Annotated in this window: 14 protein-coding genes; 10 read left to right on the forward strand and 4 right to left on the reverse strand. The window is 62.6% G+C overall.

Translation table 11 applies throughout. The features are described from left to right. The first annotated feature begins 5 nt into the window (after positions 1-5). The gene (locus tag QMK47_RS02100; protein WP_320389739.1) at positions 6-497 is read left to right on the forward strand and encodes a GNAT family N-acetyltransferase; all 492 of its coding nucleotides are present in this window, start codon (positions 6-8) and stop codon (positions 495-497) included. A gap of 162 nt (positions 498-659) precedes the next feature. Here QMK47_RS02100 and QMK47_RS02105 read toward each other — a convergent pair whose 3' ends face one another. Together QMK47_RS02105 and QMK47_RS02110 are read right to left on the reverse strand one after the other, a co-directional pair. Further along, positions 660-971, reverse strand: coding sequence for a DUF6916 family protein (locus QMK47_RS02105; protein WP_320389740.1), 312 nt, complete (start codon positions 969-971; stop codon positions 660-662). A 46-nt stretch (positions 972-1,017) separates the two neighbouring features. After that, positions 1,018-1,605 carry a phage tail protein gene (locus tag QMK47_RS02110; RefSeq protein WP_253470841.1) on the reverse strand — a complete coding sequence of 196 codons (588 nt, stop codon included), beginning with the start codon at positions 1,603-1,605 and terminating at the stop codon, positions 1,018-1,020. 305 nt (positions 1,606-1,910) lie between these two features. On the opposite strand from QMK47_RS02110, the gene QMK47_RS02115 reads away from it, so the two are divergent. The 5 genes from QMK47_RS02115 to QMK47_RS02135 are packed head-to-tail and all read left to right on the forward strand — an operon-like array spanning position 1,911 to position 13,328. After that, positions 1,911-2,756 (forward strand): sulfotransferase family protein, encoded by an 846-nt coding sequence (locus tag QMK47_RS02115; RefSeq protein WP_214511031.1) that lies wholly within the window; start codon positions 1,911-1,913, stop codon positions 2,754-2,756. Positions 2,757-2,808: 52 nt separating this feature from the next. Next, positions 2,809-10,047 carry an Ig-like domain-containing protein gene (locus tag QMK47_RS02120; RefSeq protein ID WP_320389741.1) on the forward strand — a complete coding sequence of 2,413 codons (7,239 nt, stop codon included), beginning with the start codon at positions 2,809-2,811 and terminating at the stop codon, positions 10,045-10,047. A gap of 39 nt (positions 10,048-10,086) precedes the next feature. Then, positions 10,087-11,601: a TolC family protein gene (locus QMK47_RS02125; RefSeq protein WP_253470845.1), complete on the forward strand. Its 1,515-nt coding sequence runs from the start codon at positions 10,087-10,089 to the stop codon at positions 11,599-11,601. Between the two features lie 12 nt (positions 11,602-11,613). Continuing rightward, complete coding sequence (locus QMK47_RS02130) at positions 11,614-12,399, forward strand: aspartyl/asparaginyl beta-hydroxylase domain-containing protein (protein ID WP_320389742.1); 786 nt, start codon at positions 11,614-11,616, stop codon at positions 12,397-12,399. Next, a complete protein-coding gene (locus tag QMK47_RS02135; RefSeq protein ID WP_320389743.1) occupies positions 12,387-13,328 on the forward strand; it encodes a sulfotransferase family protein in 942 nt (313 codons plus the stop codon). Before QMK47_RS02130 ends, QMK47_RS02135 begins: the two co-directional genes overlap by 13 nt. A 129-nt stretch (positions 13,329-13,457) precedes the next feature. On the opposite strand, the gene QMK47_RS02140 is transcribed toward QMK47_RS02135, so the two are convergent. Both QMK47_RS02140 and QMK47_RS02145 read right to left on the reverse strand, forming a co-directional pair. Then, positions 13,458-14,219 carry a slipin family protein gene (locus QMK47_RS02140; protein ID WP_212798493.1) on the reverse strand — a complete coding sequence of 254 codons (762 nt, stop codon included), beginning with the start codon at positions 14,217-14,219 and terminating at the stop codon, positions 13,458-13,460. A gap of 1 nt (position 14,220) precedes the next feature. After that, a complete protein-coding gene (locus QMK47_RS02145) occupies positions 14,221-14,745 on the reverse strand; it encodes an NfeD family protein (protein ID WP_253470848.1) in 525 nt (174 codons plus the stop codon). Between the two features lie 148 nt (positions 14,746-14,893). On the opposite strand from QMK47_RS02145, the gene QMK47_RS02150 reads away from it, so the two are divergent. The 4 genes from QMK47_RS02150 (at position 14,894) to QMK47_RS02165 (ending at position 18,047) form a co-directional block, all read left to right on the forward strand. After that, entirely contained in the window at positions 14,894-15,139 is a 246-nt protein-coding gene (locus QMK47_RS02150; protein ID WP_214511025.1) for a DUF2789 domain-containing protein, read from the forward strand. A gap of 213 nt (positions 15,140-15,352) precedes the next feature. Continuing rightward, positions 15,353-15,934 (forward strand): alpha/beta hydrolase, encoded by a 582-nt coding sequence (locus tag QMK47_RS02155; RefSeq protein WP_018608891.1) that lies wholly within the window; start codon positions 15,353-15,355, stop codon positions 15,932-15,934. A 47-nt stretch (positions 15,935-15,981) separates the two neighbouring features. Next, on the forward strand, positions 15,982-16,917 hold the full coding sequence (locus QMK47_RS02160; RefSeq protein WP_320389744.1) for a sigma 54-interacting transcriptional regulator: 936 nt from the start codon (positions 15,982-15,984) through the stop codon (positions 16,915-16,917). A 347-nt stretch (positions 16,918-17,264) separates the two neighbouring features. After that, positions 17,265-18,047: a MetQ/NlpA family ABC transporter substrate-binding protein gene (locus QMK47_RS02165; RefSeq protein WP_253470850.1), complete on the forward strand. Its 783-nt coding sequence runs from the start codon at positions 17,265-17,267 to the stop codon at positions 18,045-18,047. The last annotated feature ends 331 nt before the right edge of the window (positions 18,048-18,378 follow it).

Genomic DNA, 18,378 nt, shown 5'->3' on the forward strand with positions numbered 1-18,378 from the left:
CAAGCATGGATTCAGTGGCGGCAGAGGGATTGGTGGTGCGTCCATCGCGGGTCAGCGATGGACCGTTTTTGCAGGGCCTGTACCAGGCGGCGCGACCGGACCTGCAATGGATCGATGGCGAGCCTGAGCAGGTGCAGCAGGTGATTGCCCAGCAGTTCCAGGTGCAGGAGCAAGGGTTGGGCGAGAACTTCCCCAATGCCATGCATTACGTCGTGGAAAAACTCGGCACCGCTATCGGCGCCTTGAGCACGGATTTCGGCCCCAATGAAATTCGCGTGCTGTACCTGGCCTTCATCCCCCAGGCACGTGGGCAGGGGTATGGTCGGACGGTGCTGCAAGGGGTGCAGAAAGCCGCGCAACAGATCCGTTGCCCGGTGGCCACCGTGGTCTGGGCCAGCAACCCCCACGCCCGTCGGCACTACCTGGCCCTGGGCTTCGAAGTACAAGAGCGCAGCCCGGCGGCGGAGCGGTTGGTCTGGTATCCGAAAGGCGACTGAATGACGCCGTACCCCTGTGGGAGCGAGCTGTGTGGGAGCAAGGCTTGCCCGCGATGAAAACGCCGCGGTCTCTTGAGGACCGCAGCGCCTGGATCGCGAGCAAGCTTTGCTCCCACACAGTTGCTCCCACAATAGATTTGTTATGGCCTCAGGTTTTGGCGATCAGTTAAACGCGATGTAGAAATACCCCAGCGCCGGATCCCGTCCCATGGGCGGCATCCGTGACACGAACACCCCCTCGATCTTGCCCAGTTCCGGCACTTCCAACCCACAGAGCCCGTCGACGAACGCCGTACTTTCCAGGCTGTTGAATTCCACGCTGAAGGGCATGCGCTCGGTGTTCGGCAGCTTTGCCCGAGGTGTTTCGTCAAGGGTTTCGAAGAGCACCGGCAGGCAACTGCCGTCGGGCAGGGTCAGGTTGCCGGTCTGGCCCAGCAGCGGTTGGAAATGGCGGCTATGAACCTGTTGCAGCATGTCGACACTCCAAAAGGCCGGAGGGCCGCAGCCCTCCGGCGGTTCATCAGTTACGGGACGGAAAATAGCCCTGAAGGGCGATGCTGAAGTTGATGGCCAGGAACGGGTTCATGACCTCCATGGGCATGCCGTTGCCCGTGGCGGAAACCGAACCGCTGACGGCGGTGGTCACGCCTTGCAGCGGCACTGGCGAAGCGCCTATCTGGTCGGAATAGATCGCCGCCGAGCCCGGCCCGGTGCCCGAGGTACCGATGAACGAGTTGGTGGCCGTCGGGGTGTTCACCGGATTGCTGGCCGGGTTGGCCAACTGCAGGGTGGTCGAGGCGGTGATGCCCGTGAGCGTGTGGGTGTGGTTGGGTAGATTGTTGAGCGTGGCGCTGACGTTTTCGGTGCCGGAGATTTCACCGATGACGCGCGGGGTCAGGCCCAGGCCATTGCCTTGGCCCAAGGGCAGGCGACCTTGCAGGTTGGGCAGCATGAAGGTGGTCTGGCCGTTGCCTCCGTACGTCACGCCGATCAGGGCGAACAAGGTCTGGTATTGAGAAAGGGAAAGCGTCTGACCGTTGCACAGGGCCCAATCCCTGGGTGCAAAGTTAAAGGCGAATGACTGGATAGTGCCGATGAATACTTCCATAGATTCCTCATCCCTTCAGATTGTTGGTATGGCATGCCGGCAGGGCTCGTGGGACGAGAAATGCGATCAGCCCTACTCCTTAATCCCTGGCCTGGTCACGCACGGCTGAGCGTAGACCGGGATGTTTGATTCTGCCGAACGAAGCAGGCGGAAAAATGTCGCGACACGGCTTAATCGATTCAGGTTCCCGAGCGTCTCTACCGTCCATCTTCTTTTATGGCTTGGGATGAATCTGATATCAAAGTACTACTAGGCGAAGATTGTTTCCTCGGCTACGCTTCGGCTACAAAGGGACTACAAACAAGGTGAATGGATTGCCGCAGTTTCACTTCATTTCCGGTCTACCGCGCTCAGGCTCGACCCTGCTTTCTGCCATTTTGTTGCAGAACCCGCGCTTTCATGCCGGCATGACCAGTCCCGTCGGTTCGCTGTTCAGCAGCGTCCTGCAGCAATGCAGCGCCGGCAGCGAGTTCGGTTCGGTGATCGACACCGACCTGCGCCGCCGCCTGCTACGCGGCCTCTTCGATTCCTACTACGCCGACAAATCCGACAAGCCGGTCATCTTCGACACCAACCGTCAGTGGTGCGCCCGCTTGCCTGCCTTGCAGGATCTGTTTCCCCAAGCCAAGACCATCGCCTGTGTGCGCAACGTCGCCTGGGTGCTCGACAGCCTGGAGCGGCTCTACCGTGCCAATCCGTTCGAAAACACCAAGCTGTTCAACGACGATGACGAGCGCAACACCGTCTACAGCCGCTGCGAAACCCTGGCCCAGCGCAACCGCCTGGTGGGGTTCGCCTGGACCGCGCTCAAAGAGGCCTACTACGGTGAGAACGCCGAGTCGCTGCTGATCGTTGATTACGATTTGTTGAGCCAGGCCCCGGAGCGGGTGATGCGCCTGGTGTACGAGTTCATCGGCGAGCCCTGGTTCGAGCACGATTTCAATCACTTGACCTACGACGCGCCGGCCTTCGACCAGGCCCTGGGCGTTGCCGGCCTGCACAAGGTCAAGCCCAAGGTCGCGCCGCAACCCCGGCGGACCTTGCTGCCGCCGGATCTGTTTGAAAAGTATGCCGAGTTGTCGTTCTGGCGCGATGGGTCCGCAAGCGCCGCCAATGTCATTCGTATGAAAACCGACGCCGCCATCAGCTGATTGCGGTTTTTTTCATTTGCGTGTTCAAGAAGTTCGAGTCCAGGTGATCGTCATGTGGTGGAGCAAAGGCAAATCGCGGGTAACCGAGGGCACACAGGCCCTGGCATCGCCAATGATCATGTCCCTGGAGCCGCGAATGCTATTCGACGGCGCGGTGGCGGCCACCGTGGCCGACGCTGCTCAACCGGATGCGCATCCGACGGCCGAGGCGGCCAAGACGCCCACGGCGGACCAGCCGGCCGACACCCATGCACCCCAGGGCCAGGTCGATGCCACCGAGGCTGCCGTGCCGGGCAAGTCTGTGGTGTTCGTCGATTCCCGGGTCAAGGATTCCGCCAGCCTGCTCGAAGGCGTGGCGCCCGGTACCCAGGTCGTGCAACTGGATGCCACCAAGGACGGCCTGCAACAGATCGCCGATTACCTGGACACCCACCAGGGCATCAGCTCGGTGCAGATCATCGCCCACGGTAACGCCGGTGATTTGTGGCTGGGCAACAGCTACCTGTCGGCGGATAACGTCCAGGCCCGCAGCGAAGTGCTGGCGCAGATCGGCCAGGACATGAACGCCGGTGGCGATATCCTGATCTATGGCTGCTACACCGCCGAAGGCGAGCGTGGCCTGAGCCTGGTTGATTCGTTGGCGCAGTTGACCGGTCGCGACGTGGCGGCGTCCAACGACCGCACCGGCCTGGGCGGCGACTGGGACCTGGAAATCGCCACCGGCAATATCGAAAGTGCCAACGTGCTGTCGGCCAATGCCATGAGCGAGTACCAGTGGGGCCTGGCCACCTGGACCGCCACCAACAATCTCAATACCGGCGTGGGCTCCCTGCGCGCCGCCCTGGCGTCCGCGCAGAACGGCGACATCGTCACCTTCAACACCAGCATGACCGTCGGGCTGACCTCGGTGCTGGTGGTCAGCAAGAACGTCACCATCGACGGCGATCTCAACAATGACAACGTGGCCGACGTGACCCTGGACGGGCAATACCGCACCCAGGTCATCAACGTGACGTCCGGCACCACGGCTACCCTCGATGGCCTGGTAATCACCCGAGGCATGACGGCCGGTAACGGTGGTAACGGCGGCGACGATGCCCTGGTGTCCCAGGGTGGTGGTATCTACAACGCCGGCACCTTGACCCTGCGCAACGTTACGGTCACCGCGAACGCCGCTTCAGGCGGCGGTGGCGGCGGCGGTGTGACGCCGCAGTACGCCGGTGGCGGCGGGGGTGGCGGTGGCGCGATCACCGGCGGTACCGGCGGCAAGGGTGGCGACACGCTTAACTCCACGGGCTCCAACGGCACGGCCGGACAGGGCGGCGCCGGTGGCGGCTTCTTCAACATTGGCGGGCGTGGCGGCTCCACCACGGGGGGCGCTGGCGGTGCGGCTTATCCGGGCTACAGCACCGGTTCGGCCGGGGGCACGGCCACCAGCGGTAGCTTGTCCATCGGCGGTGGCGGCGGCGGTGACGGGTATGACAACTTCGGCGGCGACGGCGGCGGTGCGGTGGGGGGTATCTACAACGATACCGGCGCAACCCTGCGGATCATCGGCAACTCGACCATTTCCAACAACGTCGGCGCCGGCGGTGGCGGTGGCGGCGGCGGGGCTGGCGGTAGCTATCTCCAGGCGGGTGGTGCGGGTGGTGTCGGTGTCGGCGCCATCTGGAACAAAGGCTCGATCCTGATCACCGCCGCCAACTTTGCCGCCCTGGCCGGCAACGTCGGCGGCAGCGGCGTCGGTGGGACAAGCGCTGGCAGCGCGGGTGTTTCGCCGGCGTCGGTGGCCAACGTCTACGGCGATGGCGGCACCATCAACACCAACTATGTGCCAGACGAGACGCCGCCCACCGCGACCGTCGTGGTGGCCAATACCAACCTGAACTCCGGTGGCACGTCGACGGTGACCATTACCTTCTCCGAGGCCGTGACCGGCCTCACCGCGGCAGACCTGACGGTGCAGAACGGCACCGTCGGCACCTTGACCAGTAGCAACGGTGGCATCACCTGGACCGGTACGTTGACCGCGGCCAGCAACATCGCCGACACCACCAACATCATCACCCTGAACAACGCTGGCGTGGCCGACTTGGCCGGCAATGCCGGCGTGGGCACCACCGACTCGAACAATTACATCGTCAACGACACCGTGGCACCCACGGCGTCCATCGTGGTGAGCGACACGGCCCTCAGGATTGGCGAGACCTCCACGGTCACCATCACCTTCTCCGAGGCCGTCTCCGGCTTTACCACGGCCGACATGACGGTGGCCAACGGCTCGCTCAGTGGGCTTAGCACCAGCGACGGTGGCATCACCTGGACAGCCACCCTGACACCGGATGCGACGATCACCGATACCTCCAATCTCATTGTCCTGAACAACACGGGCGTGGCGGACCTCAATGGCAACGCCGGCGTGGGGACGACCAACTCCAACAACTACGCTATCGACACGCAACGCCCGACCGCCACCATCGTGGTGGCCGACACCGCGTTGAGTGTCGGCGAAACTTCGCTGGTAACCATAACGTTCAGCGAGGCGGTGAGTGGTTTCACTACCGCCGACCTGACGGTCGCCAATGGCACGGTCACCGGCCTGAGCAGCGGCGACGGAGGTATCACCTGGACCGGGACGCTCACACCAAGTGCCAGCGTCAGCGACACCACCAACCTGGTCACCCTGGATAACACCGGCATTGCCGACCTGTCCGGGAACGCCGGCAGCGGGACCACCGACTCCAACAACTACGCCGTCGATACCCAGCGCCCGACCGCCACCATCGTGGTGGCCGATACCGCGCTGAACATCGGCGAAACCTCGCTGGTGACGATTACCTTCAGCGAGGCGGTGACCGGTTTCACCCTGGCGGACATGACCGTGGCCAACGGCTCCTTGAGCGGATTGAGCAGCGGCGACGGCGGCATCACCTGGACCGCGACGCTCACTCCGAGCGCCAGCATCACCGACGCCACCAACCTGATCATCCTGGCCAATACCGGTGTGGCGGATGCGGCGGGCAACGCCGGCAGCGGCACCACCAGTTCGAACAACTATGCCGTCGACACCCAGCGTCCGACGGCGACTATCGTCGTGGCCGACAATGCCCTGAGCGTCGGCGAAACCTCGCTGGTGACCATCACCTTCAACGAAGCGGTAACAGGTTTTACCACCGCCGACCTGACGGTCGCCAACGGCACGGTCACCGGCCTGAGCAGTGGCGACGGCGGCATTACCTGGACCGGGACGCTCACGCCAAGCGCCAGCACCAGCGACACCACCAACCTGATCACCCTGGATAACACCGGCGTGACGGACTCGGCCGGCAACGCTGGCAGCGGCACCACCGATTCCAACAATTACGCCATCGACACCGTGCGTCCGACCGCCACCATCGTGGTCGCCGACACGGCCATCGCCGTTGGCGAGACATCGGTGGTGACGATCACCTTCAGCGAGCCCGTGACGGGTTTCACCCTGGCGGACCTGACCGTCGCCAACGGCAACCTGAGCGGCCTGAGCACCAGCGACAACATCACCTACACTGCGACCTTCACGCCGAGCGCTGGCATCAGCGATACCACCAACCTGATCACGCTCAATAACACGGGCGTGGTGGATGGTGCGGGCAACGTCGGCAGCGGTACCACCGACTCCAACAACTACGTCGTCGACACGCTGCGCCCGACCGCCACCATCGTGGTGGCCGACAACGATCTGAGCGTTGGCGAAACCTCGCTGGTGACCATTACGTTCTCCGAGGCGGTCAGCGGTTTCGACAATTCGGACCTGAGCATCGCCAACGGCACGTTGAGTGCGGTCAGCAGCAGTGATGGCGGCATCACCTGGACCGCCACTTTCACGCCCAACCTCGGGGTCACCGACGCGTCCAACCTCATTGTCCTGAACAACACCGGGGTCAACGATGGGGCGGGCAACACTGGCACCGGCACGACCAATTCCAACAACTATGCCATCGACACCAACGTGCCGACGGCGACCATCGTGGTGGCCGATACGTCCCTGAGCATCGGTGAAACCACCGTGGTGACCGTCACCTTCAACGAGGCGGTGAGCGGCTTCGACAACAGCGACCTGACCATCAGCAACGGCACCCTGAGCACCATGAGCAGCACCGACGGTGGCGTCACCTGGACGGCCACGTTCACGCCGAGCGCGAGCATTTCCGATACCAGCAACGTGATCACCCTGGACAATACCGGCTTGATCAACGGCGCGGGCAACGCCGGTGTGGGCACCACCGACTCCAACAACTACGCCGTCGATACGGTGCGTCCAACCGCGACCATCGTCGTGGCCGACACCGCGATTGCCGCTGGCGAGACCTCGCTGGTGACCATCACCTTCAGCGAGGCCGTGACGGCGTTCACCAGTGCTGACTTGACGGTCGCCAGCGGCGTGATCTCCGGGCTGAGCAGCAGCGACGGCGGCATCACCTGGACCGCGACCTTCACGCCGACCGCTGGCGTCACGGACACCAGCAACGTCATTTCGCTCAACAGTGGCGGCATCGTTGATTTGGCAGGCAACGCCAATGTCGGCACCACCGACTCCAACAACTACGCGCTGGACACCGAACGTCCGACCGCAACGATCGTGCTGGCCGATTCCAACCTCAGTGTCGGCGAAACTTCGTTGGTGACCATCACCTTCAGCGAGGCGGTCAGCGGTTTCGACAATTCGGACCTGAGCATTGCCAACGGCACCCTCAGTGCCGTCAGCAGCAGCGATGGCGGCCTGACCTGGACTGCGACCTTCACGCCGACCCTCGGCGTGCGGGATACCTCCAACCTGATCATCCTGAACAATACCGGGGTGAGTGACGCGGCGGGCAATACCGGAACCGGCACGACCAACTCGGCCAATTACGCGATCGACACGCAGGTGCCGACGGCGACCATCGTGGTGGCCGATACGTCCCTGAGCATCGGTGAAACCAGCCAGGTAACCATCACCTTCAACGAAGCGGTGAGCGGTTTCGACAACAGCGACCTGACCATCAGCAACGGCACGCTGAGCAACGTGTCGTCCTCCGATGGCGGCGTCACCTGGACGGCCACGTTCACGCCGAGCGCGAGCATTTCCGATACCAGCAACCTGATCACCCTGGACAATACCGGTGTCGTCAACGTCTCAGGCAACGCTGGCGTCGGCACCACCGATTCGAACAACTACGCCATCGACACCGTGCGCCCAACGGCAACCATCGTCGTCGCCGACACCGCCATTGCCGCCGGCGAGACCTCGCTGGTGACCATCACCTTCAACGAGGCCGTGACGGGCTTCACCGACGCCGACCTGAGCGTCGCCAACGGTACGCTCAGCGGGTTGAGCAGCAGTGACGGCGGCATCACCTGGACCGCGACTTTCACTCCGACCAGCGGCGTCACGGACACCAGCAACGTCATCACCCTTGCCAACAGCGGCGTCGCCGACCTGGCGGGCAATGCGGGCAGCGGCACCACCGATTCGAACAACTACAGCGTCGACAGCCAGCGTCCGACCGCCACCATCGTGCTGAGCGATTCGGTGTTGAAACCGGGTGAAACCGCGCAGGTGACCATCACCTTCTCCGAGGCAGTGACCGGCTTCAGCAACGCTGACCTGAGCGTCGCCAACGGTACCTTGAGCGCCGTCAGCAGCAGCGATGGCGGCCTGACCTGGACCGCGACCTTCACGCCGACCCTGGGTGTGACCGACGCCAGCAACCTGATCACCCTGGACAATACCGGCGTGAGCGACGCGGCCGGAAATACCGGGACAGGTACTACCGATTCGGCCAACTATGCGGTCGAGACGCAGGTGCCGACGGCCACGATCGTGGTGGCCGACAGTGCGCTGCGCATAGGAGAAACCTCGCAGGTCACCATTACGTTCTCGGAAGCGGTGAGCGGTTTCGATAACAGCGACCTGACCATCAGCAACGGCACGCTCAGCAATGTGTCGTCCACCGACGGCGGCGTCACCTGGACGGCCACGTTCACGCCGAGCGCCAGCATCACCGACACCAGCAACCTGATCAGCCTGGACACCAGCGGCGTGGTCAACGCCTCGGGCAACAGCGGTGTCGGCGTGGTGAACTCCAACAACTACGCGATCGACACGGTTCGCCCTGGTGCCACCATCACCGTGGGCGACACCACCCTGGGCATCGGCCAGAGCACCACCGTGACCATCAGTTTCAGCGAGGCGGTGTCCGGTTTCGACTTGTCGGATATGAGTGTCGCCAATGGCGTGTTGTCCAACCTTGCCAGCAGTGACGGCGGCCTGACCTGGACCGCGACCCTGACGCCGACTGCCGGCGTCAACGATGCCACCAACCTGATCCTGCTCGACGCCAGCAATGTGCAGGACCTGGCCGGCAACGCCGGCGTGGGCATCGCGATTTCCGCCAACTACGCACTCGACGCCACCCGGCCGACGGCAACCATCGTGGTCGCCGACCCGAACCTGACGGTGGGCGAGACGACCCAGGTGACCTTCACCTTCAGCGAAGCGGTGACGGATTTTGACCTGTCGGATCTCAGCGTCACCAACGGTGAACTGACCAACCTGACCACCAGCGATGGTGGCAAGACCTGGACCGCGACGTTTACACCGACGGTGAACCTCACTGATCCGAGCAACTTCATTGCCCTGGACACCAGCAACGTCAGCGACCTGTCGGGCAACGCCGGGGCCGGCGTGGCGGTGTCCAACAACTATGCGATCGACACCGTGGTGCCCAACGATGTGAAGCCGCCGCCGGAGTTCCTGACCGCCGACCCGGTCACGGTTATCCCGCCGTCCGAGGTGCCGTTGCAACCGATCGTCTTTACGCCACCGACCGGCAACCTGGGGTCGCCACTGGGCTTCCCACCGCTGTTCGAGCAACGGGACGTGGGCGGTGGCCTGCGACCGATTGGGGATATTTTCATCAACCATGGTGCGCTGGCGCCGAGTTATATCGCCCAGGTATTCAGCACTGACGCCGCTGGCGACGGTAGCGGCCAGGGGTTCCTGGGTTTTGGTGGTGGCGATGGCGGGGTGTTTGGCAGCAGCACGCTGTCGACCCTGTTCAACCAGGACTCCGGCTCCGAGGGCGAATCGATGGACGCCTTCGACAGCCAGTCGATGCAGGGCGGCGATGTGTCCCAAGGGCTGCGCGGAATGTTCGGGGCGCCAACCCTGGGTCAACAGCTGCAACATCTCAAGGACACTGAACAGCGTCAGGTGGACAGCCTGGCAACCGCGTTACGACAGGTCGGCATCAGCCAAGTGCAGGCCTGAATTCTAAAAATATTGGGGCAGCCAGGGGCAATCCAGGGAATGAATAGAAGTCAGAAGTTATTCGGTATGAGTTTGCTGGCGTTGGTGGTGAGTGGATGTGCGGTCACCAGCGATCCGATCGAGCGTAGCGTCAGCGAACAGCGCGCTCGAACCGACCTGCAGAATATGTACAAGGATCAGGAGCCGCTCAGCGGCCCGCTGACCCTGCACCAGGCCATGGCCCGGGCAGTGAAGTACAACCTCGAAGGCCGCTTGAAGATCATGGAGGAAGCCCTGGCCAAGCGTCAGTTGGACCTGGCCAGTTTCGACATGCTGCCGCGCATGGCCCTGGACGCCGGTTATGTGGGCCGCAACAACGTCAATGCCTCCAGCAGCCAGAGCGTGGAAACCGGTACCCAGTCCCTGGAACCGTCGACCTCCCAGGACCGCGACCGCGAGGTGGCGGACCTGACCATGGTCTGGAACGTGCTCGATTTCGGCGTCAGCTACATCAGCGCCAAGCAGGCCGGAGACCAGCGCCTGATCGTGCAGGAGCGCCGGCGCAAGGTGATCAACACCATCGTCCAGGACGTGCGTTCGGCCTACTGGCGCGCCATGGCCGCCGAGCGTTTGCTCAAGCAGATCGACAGCCTGATGGCCCGGGTCGAGACGGCGCGGGACAACAGCCAGAGCATGAGCGAGCAGCGCATCGGTGACCCGGTGCAGGCCCTGGGTTACCAGCGCTCGCTGATCCAGGCTACCCGTCAACTGGAAGAGCAGCGTCGGGCGCTGTCCCTGGCCAAGACCGAACTGGCGACCCTGATCAACTTGCCCTTGGGTACCGAGCTGACCCTGGCGACCCAGGATGAATACGCCATCCCGGAACTCAAGGTCGACCTGGCCCGTCTCGAACAGGAAGCCCTGGCCAGCCGTCCGGAACTGCGCGAGCAGGATTACCAGACCCGCATCACCGCCGCCGAAACCCGCAAGGCCATGCTGCGCCTGCTGCCGGGGCTGGAGTTTTCCGCCGGCGGGCATTACGACAGCAACTCGTTCCTGGTGGAACAGGGCTGGGCCGACTATGGCGTGAAAGTCACCTGGAACCTGTTCAACGTGATTTCCGCCCCGGCGGCCATCGACGTGGCCAAGGCCGGTGAAGAAGTGGCATCGGCGCGGCGTCAGGCGATGTCGATTGCCGTGTTGGCGCAGTTGTACGTGGCCAATGCCAACTATCGCGAAGCGCTGCGCCAGTTCAAGACCAGCCAGCAACTGGCGGATATCGACGGGCAGATTGTCGGTCAACTGCGCAACCGTCATGAGGCTGCCGGCATTGGCGAGCTGGACCTGATCCAGGGTGAACTGAACACCCTGCAGGCCGATCTGCGCCGGGACCTGGCCTACGCCGATCTGCGCAACGCTTATGGGCAGATCTTCGCCAGCGCCGGTCTCGACCCACTGCCAAACCAAGTGCAATCGACCGCAGTCCAGTCGATTGCCACGGCGCTGGCTAACCGTGAAGCGGCCTGGGCCCAGGGCGACATCACGGTGCCGACGACGGCCGCGGTGACTCAATAACCGGGCGCTGGCATGACGCGCCCGGCGTATTCCCGGCTGCCGGTGGCGGTGAATCTGCCGTTGCTGTTGCAGGCACTGGCCGCCATTGAAGAGGAGCGCTGGCAGGGGCATTTCAACAGTGCCTATTACAGCGGCGACTGGAGCGGTGTGGCGCTGATTTCGGCGGCCGATGCCGTCACCGAGCTCTCGCCCGGGTACGGCCAGCCCCTGCACCGCGCTCCGTGGTCAACGGACGGCCGCTGGCATGAGGCGTTGCGCGACTGGCCCCTGGAGATCGTCTCGGCCCGGCTGCTGCGGCTCGGCCCCGGCGGGTGCATCCACGAACATCGCGACTATGACCTGGGTGGGCCGGACGCCGACCGGCGCCTGCACGTGCCGTTGCTCAGTTCGCCTGGCGTGGACTTCTTCCTGGATGGGCAAATCATTCCGATGACGGCGGGCGAGTGCTGGTTCCTCGACTTGGCGCGACCTCATCGCGTTGTGAATCGAAGTGCTCATTCGCGGGTTCACCTGGTGCTCGATTGTCGCCCCGGGTCGTGGCTGGCCCAGCAGATTGCCGATGGGCTGCCCACCACACCCGCCGCGGGCGTCGGGCCAAGCGACTTTGTCCGTTTTCAGCAGCGCGTGGAAACGGATCCTTATCTCGCCCGAACCTTGCAGAACCTGCATGAGCTGGAAGCTTTCATTGACTCCGCCCTGGCGCTGGGGGCCGAACAAGGGCTTCATTTCACCCGGGAAGAATTGCGGGCGGCGATGCGCACCGGTCGCCAGCAGTGGAGAAACCAGTGGAAGACCTGAATCTGCAGGGCTGGTTGCCGATCCGCGTATGGCAAGAGGCCGGGCTGTGGCGGGTCGATTGGTGCTGGTTTGGCGACGCGCGACTGGCGCAACCGTTCTTCGGCGACGCCGTGGAAGACGCCCTGCGCTTGCCCTTCAACCAGGCGTTCCGCCGCCAGACACCCTTGGACGTGCTCGGTCAGTGGCAACGACAAAGCCCGGGCCTGGTGCCCAGTGCGTTCATTTTCCATGCCTCCCGTTGTGGCTCGACATTGATCAGCCAGATGCTTGCCCAACTGGACGATCACATCGTCATTTCGGAACCACCGCCCCTGGATACGCTGCTGCGCAGTGATCTGCCGCTTGCCGAGCGGTGCGTGGCGCTCAAGGGCTTGATGTCGGCGTACGGGCAGCGCCGCCGAGGCGTGGAGCAACGCCTGGTGGTCAAGCTCGACGCCTGGAACATCGGTGAGCTGGCGCTGCTGCGTGAGTGCTTTCCCGACACACCTTGGTTGTTCCTGTACCGCGATCCCTTGGAAATCGCCGTCTCCCATCTGCGCCGTCCTGGCATGCACATGGTGCCGGGGATGATCGGGACGAGTGTCCTGGACGATGGGTTGCCGTTCAGTAGCCCGGAAGACTTCATCTCGCGCCGGGTGGGACGATTGTTGGCGAGAGGCTTGGAACACTGTCAGGTATTGGGTGCAATGGCGGTCAACTACACCGAACTGCCCGAGGCGATGACGGGCCGGCTGGCGGCGTTTTTCCGGCTCGATGAGGAGCAAGGCAGGCGAGTGTTCGCCGCGGTGGGGCAGCATGCCAAGCAGCCGGCGCAGGCGTTTGTTGGCGATAGCGAGGACAAGCGCCGGGAGGCTTCGGCGTTGTTGCGTGAGCGGGTCATGCGCTGGGCGCAGGGGCCCTATGAAGCGTTGAAGTCACTGCCCCTGTAGCGGGAACCCGTTTTTGTGGCGAGGGAGCTTGCTCCCGCTCGGTTGCGCAGCAACCGCAAAAGCTTGGGGCCACTGCGCAGCCCAGCGGGAGCAAGCTCCCTCGCCACAGGGAAATGCTCGCACGGCGCATCAGGACTTGTTAGGCGACAACTCCGCCATCCCCTTGAGCAATTCAATCGGCAAGGGGAAGACGATGGTGGAGCTTTTATCCCCGGCAATCGAGCCCAGCGTCTGCATGTAGCGCAGTTGCATGGCGCCTGGCTGGCGGCCGAGCATTTCGGCGGCCTGCATGAGTTTTTCCGAGGCCTGCAGCTCGCCTTCGGCGTGGATCACCTTGGCCCGGCGTTCGCGCTCGGCTTCGGCTTGGCGGGCGATGGCGCGGATCATCGATTCGTTGAGGTCCACGTGCTTGATCTCGACATTTGCCACCTTGATGCCCCAGGCATCGGTCTGGGCGTCGAGCACCTGCTGGATATCGCCGTTCAATTGCTCGCGCTCGGCCAGCAGTTGGTCCAGGTCATGCTTGCCGAGGACCGCGCGCAAGGTGGTCTGAGCCAGTTGGCTGGTGGCCATGAGGAAGTTTTCGACCTGGATGATGGCTTTCTGCGGATCGAGCACGCGGAAATACAGCACCGCATTGACCTTCACCGAGACGTTGTCGCGGGTGATCACGTCCTGGGGCGGCACGTCGAGGACAATGGTGCGCAGGTCGACGCGGATCATCTGCTGTACCACCGGAATCAGCAGGATCAACCCCGGCCCCTTGACCTGCCAGAACCGACCGAGCTGGAACACCACCGCTCGTTCGTATTCGCGCAGGATCCGGAACGTCGCACCTGCCAGTGCAATCAACAGTAACAACAGCAGCACAAAACCGATTTGCATGCCCATCTCAGACTCCTTGTGAATCAGCGGGGGCCACTTCCAGCAGCAAACCCTTGCGGGTGATGACTCGCACCGCTTGCCCAGGCCGCAGCGGCGTTGCGCTTGCCACCTGCCAGCGTTCGCCTTCCAACTGGACCCAGCCATGATGATGATTGCCGGCCTGCAACGCAGTCACCATCGTGACGCTGCCCAACAGCGCCGCATCGCCGCTGACAGGCTGGCGCGGTCGTGTTTTCAACGCACGGACCAACAGGACGATCAGCAGCAAGGCGCTGACCAGGCCCAGGCCGAGCATCAGCGGAACCGGGACATCGGCGTTGGTCAGGATGACCGCGCCAATCACACACAGGACAATGCCACCCAGCCCCGCGACACCATAATTGGGCAGGGCCGCCTCGAAGACCAGCAAGGCCACGCCAACGGCAACCAGCCAGAAACCCAGGGAATCGGTGCCTGGCAGCACGAGGCCATCGGCGCCGAACGCGGGCCCGCTGATCGCCAGCAGCGCAACCGTCAACCAGTGAATGTTCACAGCACCCTCCGCAACGTGTATTCGTCGGGATGTTATTCAAAGTCTAGTCGAGTCGAGGGTTGATTGAATTTTGATCAGTCTGGCGGTCGTCGAGGGGCTAGACTGCGGAGAAACACCCCGCCATCTCCATTATGTTCAGGAGGCCCGTATGGAAACCCCAATTCACCCTCTTTCCGCATTATTCAAGCAACTGGGCTTGCCCGATGACGCTCAGGGCATTGATCAATTTATAACCAGTCATTCGCCCCTCAAGCCTGGGCTGCACCTGGCCGATGCGTTTTTCTGGAGCGAGGGCCAGCGGCAAATGCTGCGCGACGAGATCCTCGAGGATGCGGACTGGGCGGAAGTGATCGACCAGTTGGATGTGTTGTTGCGCAAGGGGCGTAGCGAGTGAGACCGACGCAATACCTGTGGGAGCGAGCTTGCTCGCGATAGCGGTATGTCTGTTACATCGATGTCGACTGACCGTTCGCTATCGCGAGCAAGCTCGCTCCCACAGGGTGGAGCGTTTATTCTTTTCAGGTCTTAACAAATAGCTTCTTATTCCTTAAATAATATAGCTCTCCTCCCTATACTCGTCCGGGAACAGACACGCAGGAGAGCACCCATGCGCAACGAATCGATTCGCTACCTGATTGTGCCGGGCTGGCAAGGATCGCCGGAAAATCATTGGCAAACCCACTGGCAGAACAGCCTGCCCAACAGTGCCAGGGTCGAGCAGGCCGACTGGGTCACGCCCCGGCGTGAAGACTGGGTCGCGGCGCTGGCCGAGGCCGTGGCCGCCGACAGCACGCCAGTGATCCTGATTGCCCATAGCCTGGGCTGCATCACGGTGGCCCATTGGGCCGCCACCGCGCCGGTGCAGTTCCTGCGGCAGGTGCGTGGGGCGTTGCTGGTGGCGCCGGCGGATGTCGAGCGGCCGGCCTGCGTTCCGGCGCTGCGCAACTTCGCGCCGATTCCCACTGATCTGTTGCCGTTCCCAAGCCAAGTGGTCAGCTCCGACAACGACGCCGCCGTGAGCGCCCCGCGCGCCCTGGAACTGGCCCGTAACTGGGGCGCCGAGGCCGGGATTCTGTCCGGGGCGGGGCATATCAACGTGAAGTCCGGTCACCAGCGTTGGGAGCAGGGTTTCGCTTACCTCTATCGCCTGCAAAACCGCATGGAGCATCACGCCCTGCGTCGCGCCTGAATTTTTAGCGCCCCCCGTCTCCCGGCGGTCTGGGGCGGGAGCCTGCCATGAGTTTGCATGAAACCTTCGGTCAGCCCTTGCTGACCTTTCCCGATGCGGAAAAAAGCCCCCTGAGCATTCGCGCCAAGGCGCTGGTGTTCGTCGACCCTCGTTCGCGGCAGTTGCGCCAGGCGTTGGAGCAACTGGCGCCGCGTGCGGTCTCGGTGCTGATACGCGGTGAAACCGGTAGCGGCAAGGAACTGCTGGCCCGGCATATCCACCGCGAAAGTGATCGCGGTGGGTTGTTTGTGTCGGTCAACTGCGGCGCCATCAGCCCGACCTACGCCGACGCCGAACTGTTCGGCTATGCCGCCGGCAGCTACAGCGGTTCGGCCAGCAGCCGGGCCGGTTGGTTTGGCTCGGCCAACGGCGGAACCCTTTACCTGGATGAAATCGGTGATTTGCCGCTGCCGATCCAGATCAAATTGCTGGCGGCCCTGGAAAACCATGAAGTCACCCGTGTGGGTGCGCATCAGCCCAGCCCGGTGGATGTCCGCCTGGTGGCAGCGACCAGCATCGACCTGGCGCAAGCGGTGGCGGCCGGGAAATTCCACGAACGGCTCTACCATTACCTTGGCGAAGGCCAACTGGAACTGCCGGCCCTGCGTGAGCGGGTGGGCGATATCCTGTCCCTGGCCGAATATTTCCTGGGCATCTACAGCCAGCGACTCGGCCTCAGCGTGCCGCTGATCAGTGACGCGGCGCAGTCCGCTCTCGAGCGGCACAGTTGGCCGGGCAACACCCGCGAGCTGGAAAACGTCATTCACTTCGCATTGCTGGTGAGCACGGGGGATGAGATTTTGCCGGAGCACTTGAATCTGCCGTCCCAGCCTTCAGCCCTGGAGCTGATTGATCAGCAGGTGGCGCAGGTCATTGCCCAGGGTTCGCATGCCGAGCGCGAAGCCCTCAAGGCGCTGCTCAATCGCTTGGAGCAAACGCTATAGATCACACCTCGCTTGGCCTGCAGGAGCTGTGTAGGAGCTGTGTAGGAGCTGTCGAGTGCAACGAGGCTGCGATCCTTCCCCAGACAATTGAGTCGCAAGCGAAAGATCAAGATCAAGATCAAAAGATCGCAGGCTTCGCCAGCTCCTACACAGAGCGGGAGCAAGCTCCCTTGCCACAAAAACGGTGTTTTTCTATATGAGTAAAATGAATATGAACTTGAATAAAAGATATTGTTAAGGAATAAAAAATATCGGTATTGTCCGCTTCACGCCAGCGATAGCACTTCACTGGCACTCCACATTTGGCCGTCGTCCATGACGACAGTGATTTTCGATAAGGACACTGCATGAAAAAGGTTCTGTTGTTCACCGCATTGGCGGCAGCCCTGACCTCTGGCCTGACCCAGGCCGCGGAGAAACTGGTGGTGGCTGCCACCCCGGTGCCCCACGCTGAAATCCTCGAGCTGATCAAGCCGGCCCTGGCCAAAGAAGGCGTGGACCTGGAAATCAAGGTCTTCACCGACTACGTCCAACCCAACGTACAGGTTGATCAGAAGCGCCTGGACGCCAACTACTTCCAGACCCTGCCGTACCTGACGAACTTCAACGAAGGCAAAGGCACCCATCTGGTGACCGTGGTCGGCGTTCACGTCGAACCGTTCGGCGGCTATTCGAAGAAGTACAAAAAATTGGCTGATCTGCCAAACGGCGCAACCATCGCGCTGCCTAACGAAGGCAGCAACAGCGGCCGTGCCCTGATCCTGCTGCAGAAGGCTGGCCTGATCGAGTTGAAAGACCCGAAAAACGCTTTGGCGACGCCGAAAGATATCGCCAAGAATCCGCACAACTTCAAGTTCAAGGAACTGGAGTCGGCCATGCTGCCGCGCGTGCTGGACCAGGTCGACCTGGACCTGATCAACACCAACTATGCCCTGGAAGCGGGTCTTAACCCGGCCAAGGATGCACTGGTGATCGAAGGCGCGGATTCGCCTTACGTCAACTTCCTGGTGGCCCGTCCTGACAACAAGGACAGCCCGGCCATCCAGAAACTGGCCAAGGCCCTGACCAGCCCTGAAGTGAAGGCATTCATCGAGAAAAAATACAGCGGTGCGGTACTGCCGGCGTTCTGATTCGCGCGGTAAACCCTTTCACGGTTTCAAACGCCGACGGCTGATACAGCGTCGGCGTTTTTTATTGTGGGAGCGAGCTTGCTCGCGATGGCGGCTGATCAGTAACGCTGATGTGACTGACAGGCCGCTATCGCGAGCAAGCTCGCTCCCACAGGGGGTAGATCAGGCCACCCCGCTCTTCAACGCCCGGCGCAACGCCACCAACAATTTCACTATTTCCCGCGGTTCCAGTCGCTGCGGCACTTTTACGTCAGCCATGTTTTCTTCCTTGTAATGGTGAGGGAGATGTCGAAAAAAGATCCTCCCTGCGGCGCAAGAAAAATAGTCGTCT

Origin of the sequence: Pseudomonas sp. P9_35 (assembly GCF_034008205.1) — a bacterium.
In the GTDB taxonomy this organism is placed as follows: Bacteria; Pseudomonadota; Gammaproteobacteria; order Pseudomonadales; family Pseudomonadaceae; genus Aquipseudomonas; species Aquipseudomonas kilonensis.

Coding starts and splice junctions, on each gene's coding strand:
- QMK47_RS02100 (WP_320389739.1), top strand. CDS start 6: ATGGATTCAGTGGCGGCAGAGGGATTGGTGGTGCGTCCATCGCGGGTC.
- QMK47_RS02105 (WP_320389740.1), bottom strand. CDS start 971: ATGCTGCAACAGGTTCATAGCCGCCATTTCCAACCGCTGCTGGGCCAG.
- QMK47_RS02110 (WP_253470841.1), bottom strand. CDS start 1,605: ATGGAAGTATTCATCGGCACTATCCAGTCATTCGCCTTTAACTTTGCA.
- QMK47_RS02120 (WP_320389741.1), top strand. CDS start 2,809: ATGTGGTGGAGCAAAGGCAAATCGCGGGTAACCGAGGGCACACAGGCC.
- QMK47_RS02125 (WP_253470845.1), top strand. CDS start 10,087: ATGAATAGAAGTCAGAAGTTATTCGGTATGAGTTTGCTGGCGTTGGTG.
- QMK47_RS02130 (WP_320389742.1), top strand. CDS start 11,614: ATGACGCGCCCGGCGTATTCCCGGCTGCCGGTGGCGGTGAATCTGCCG.
- QMK47_RS02140 (WP_212798493.1), bottom strand. CDS start 14,219: ATGGGCATGCAAATCGGTTTTGTGCTGCTGTTGTTACTGTTGATTGCA.
- QMK47_RS02150 (WP_214511025.1), top strand. CDS start 14,894: ATGGAAACCCCAATTCACCCTCTTTCCGCATTATTCAAGCAACTGGGC.
- QMK47_RS02155 (WP_018608891.1), top strand. CDS start 15,353: ATGCGCAACGAATCGATTCGCTACCTGATTGTGCCGGGCTGGCAAGGA.
- QMK47_RS02160 (WP_320389744.1), top strand. CDS start 15,982: ATGAGTTTGCATGAAACCTTCGGTCAGCCCTTGCTGACCTTTCCCGAT.
- QMK47_RS02165 (WP_253470850.1), top strand. CDS start 17,265: ATGAAAAAGGTTCTGTTGTTCACCGCATTGGCGGCAGCCCTGACCTCT.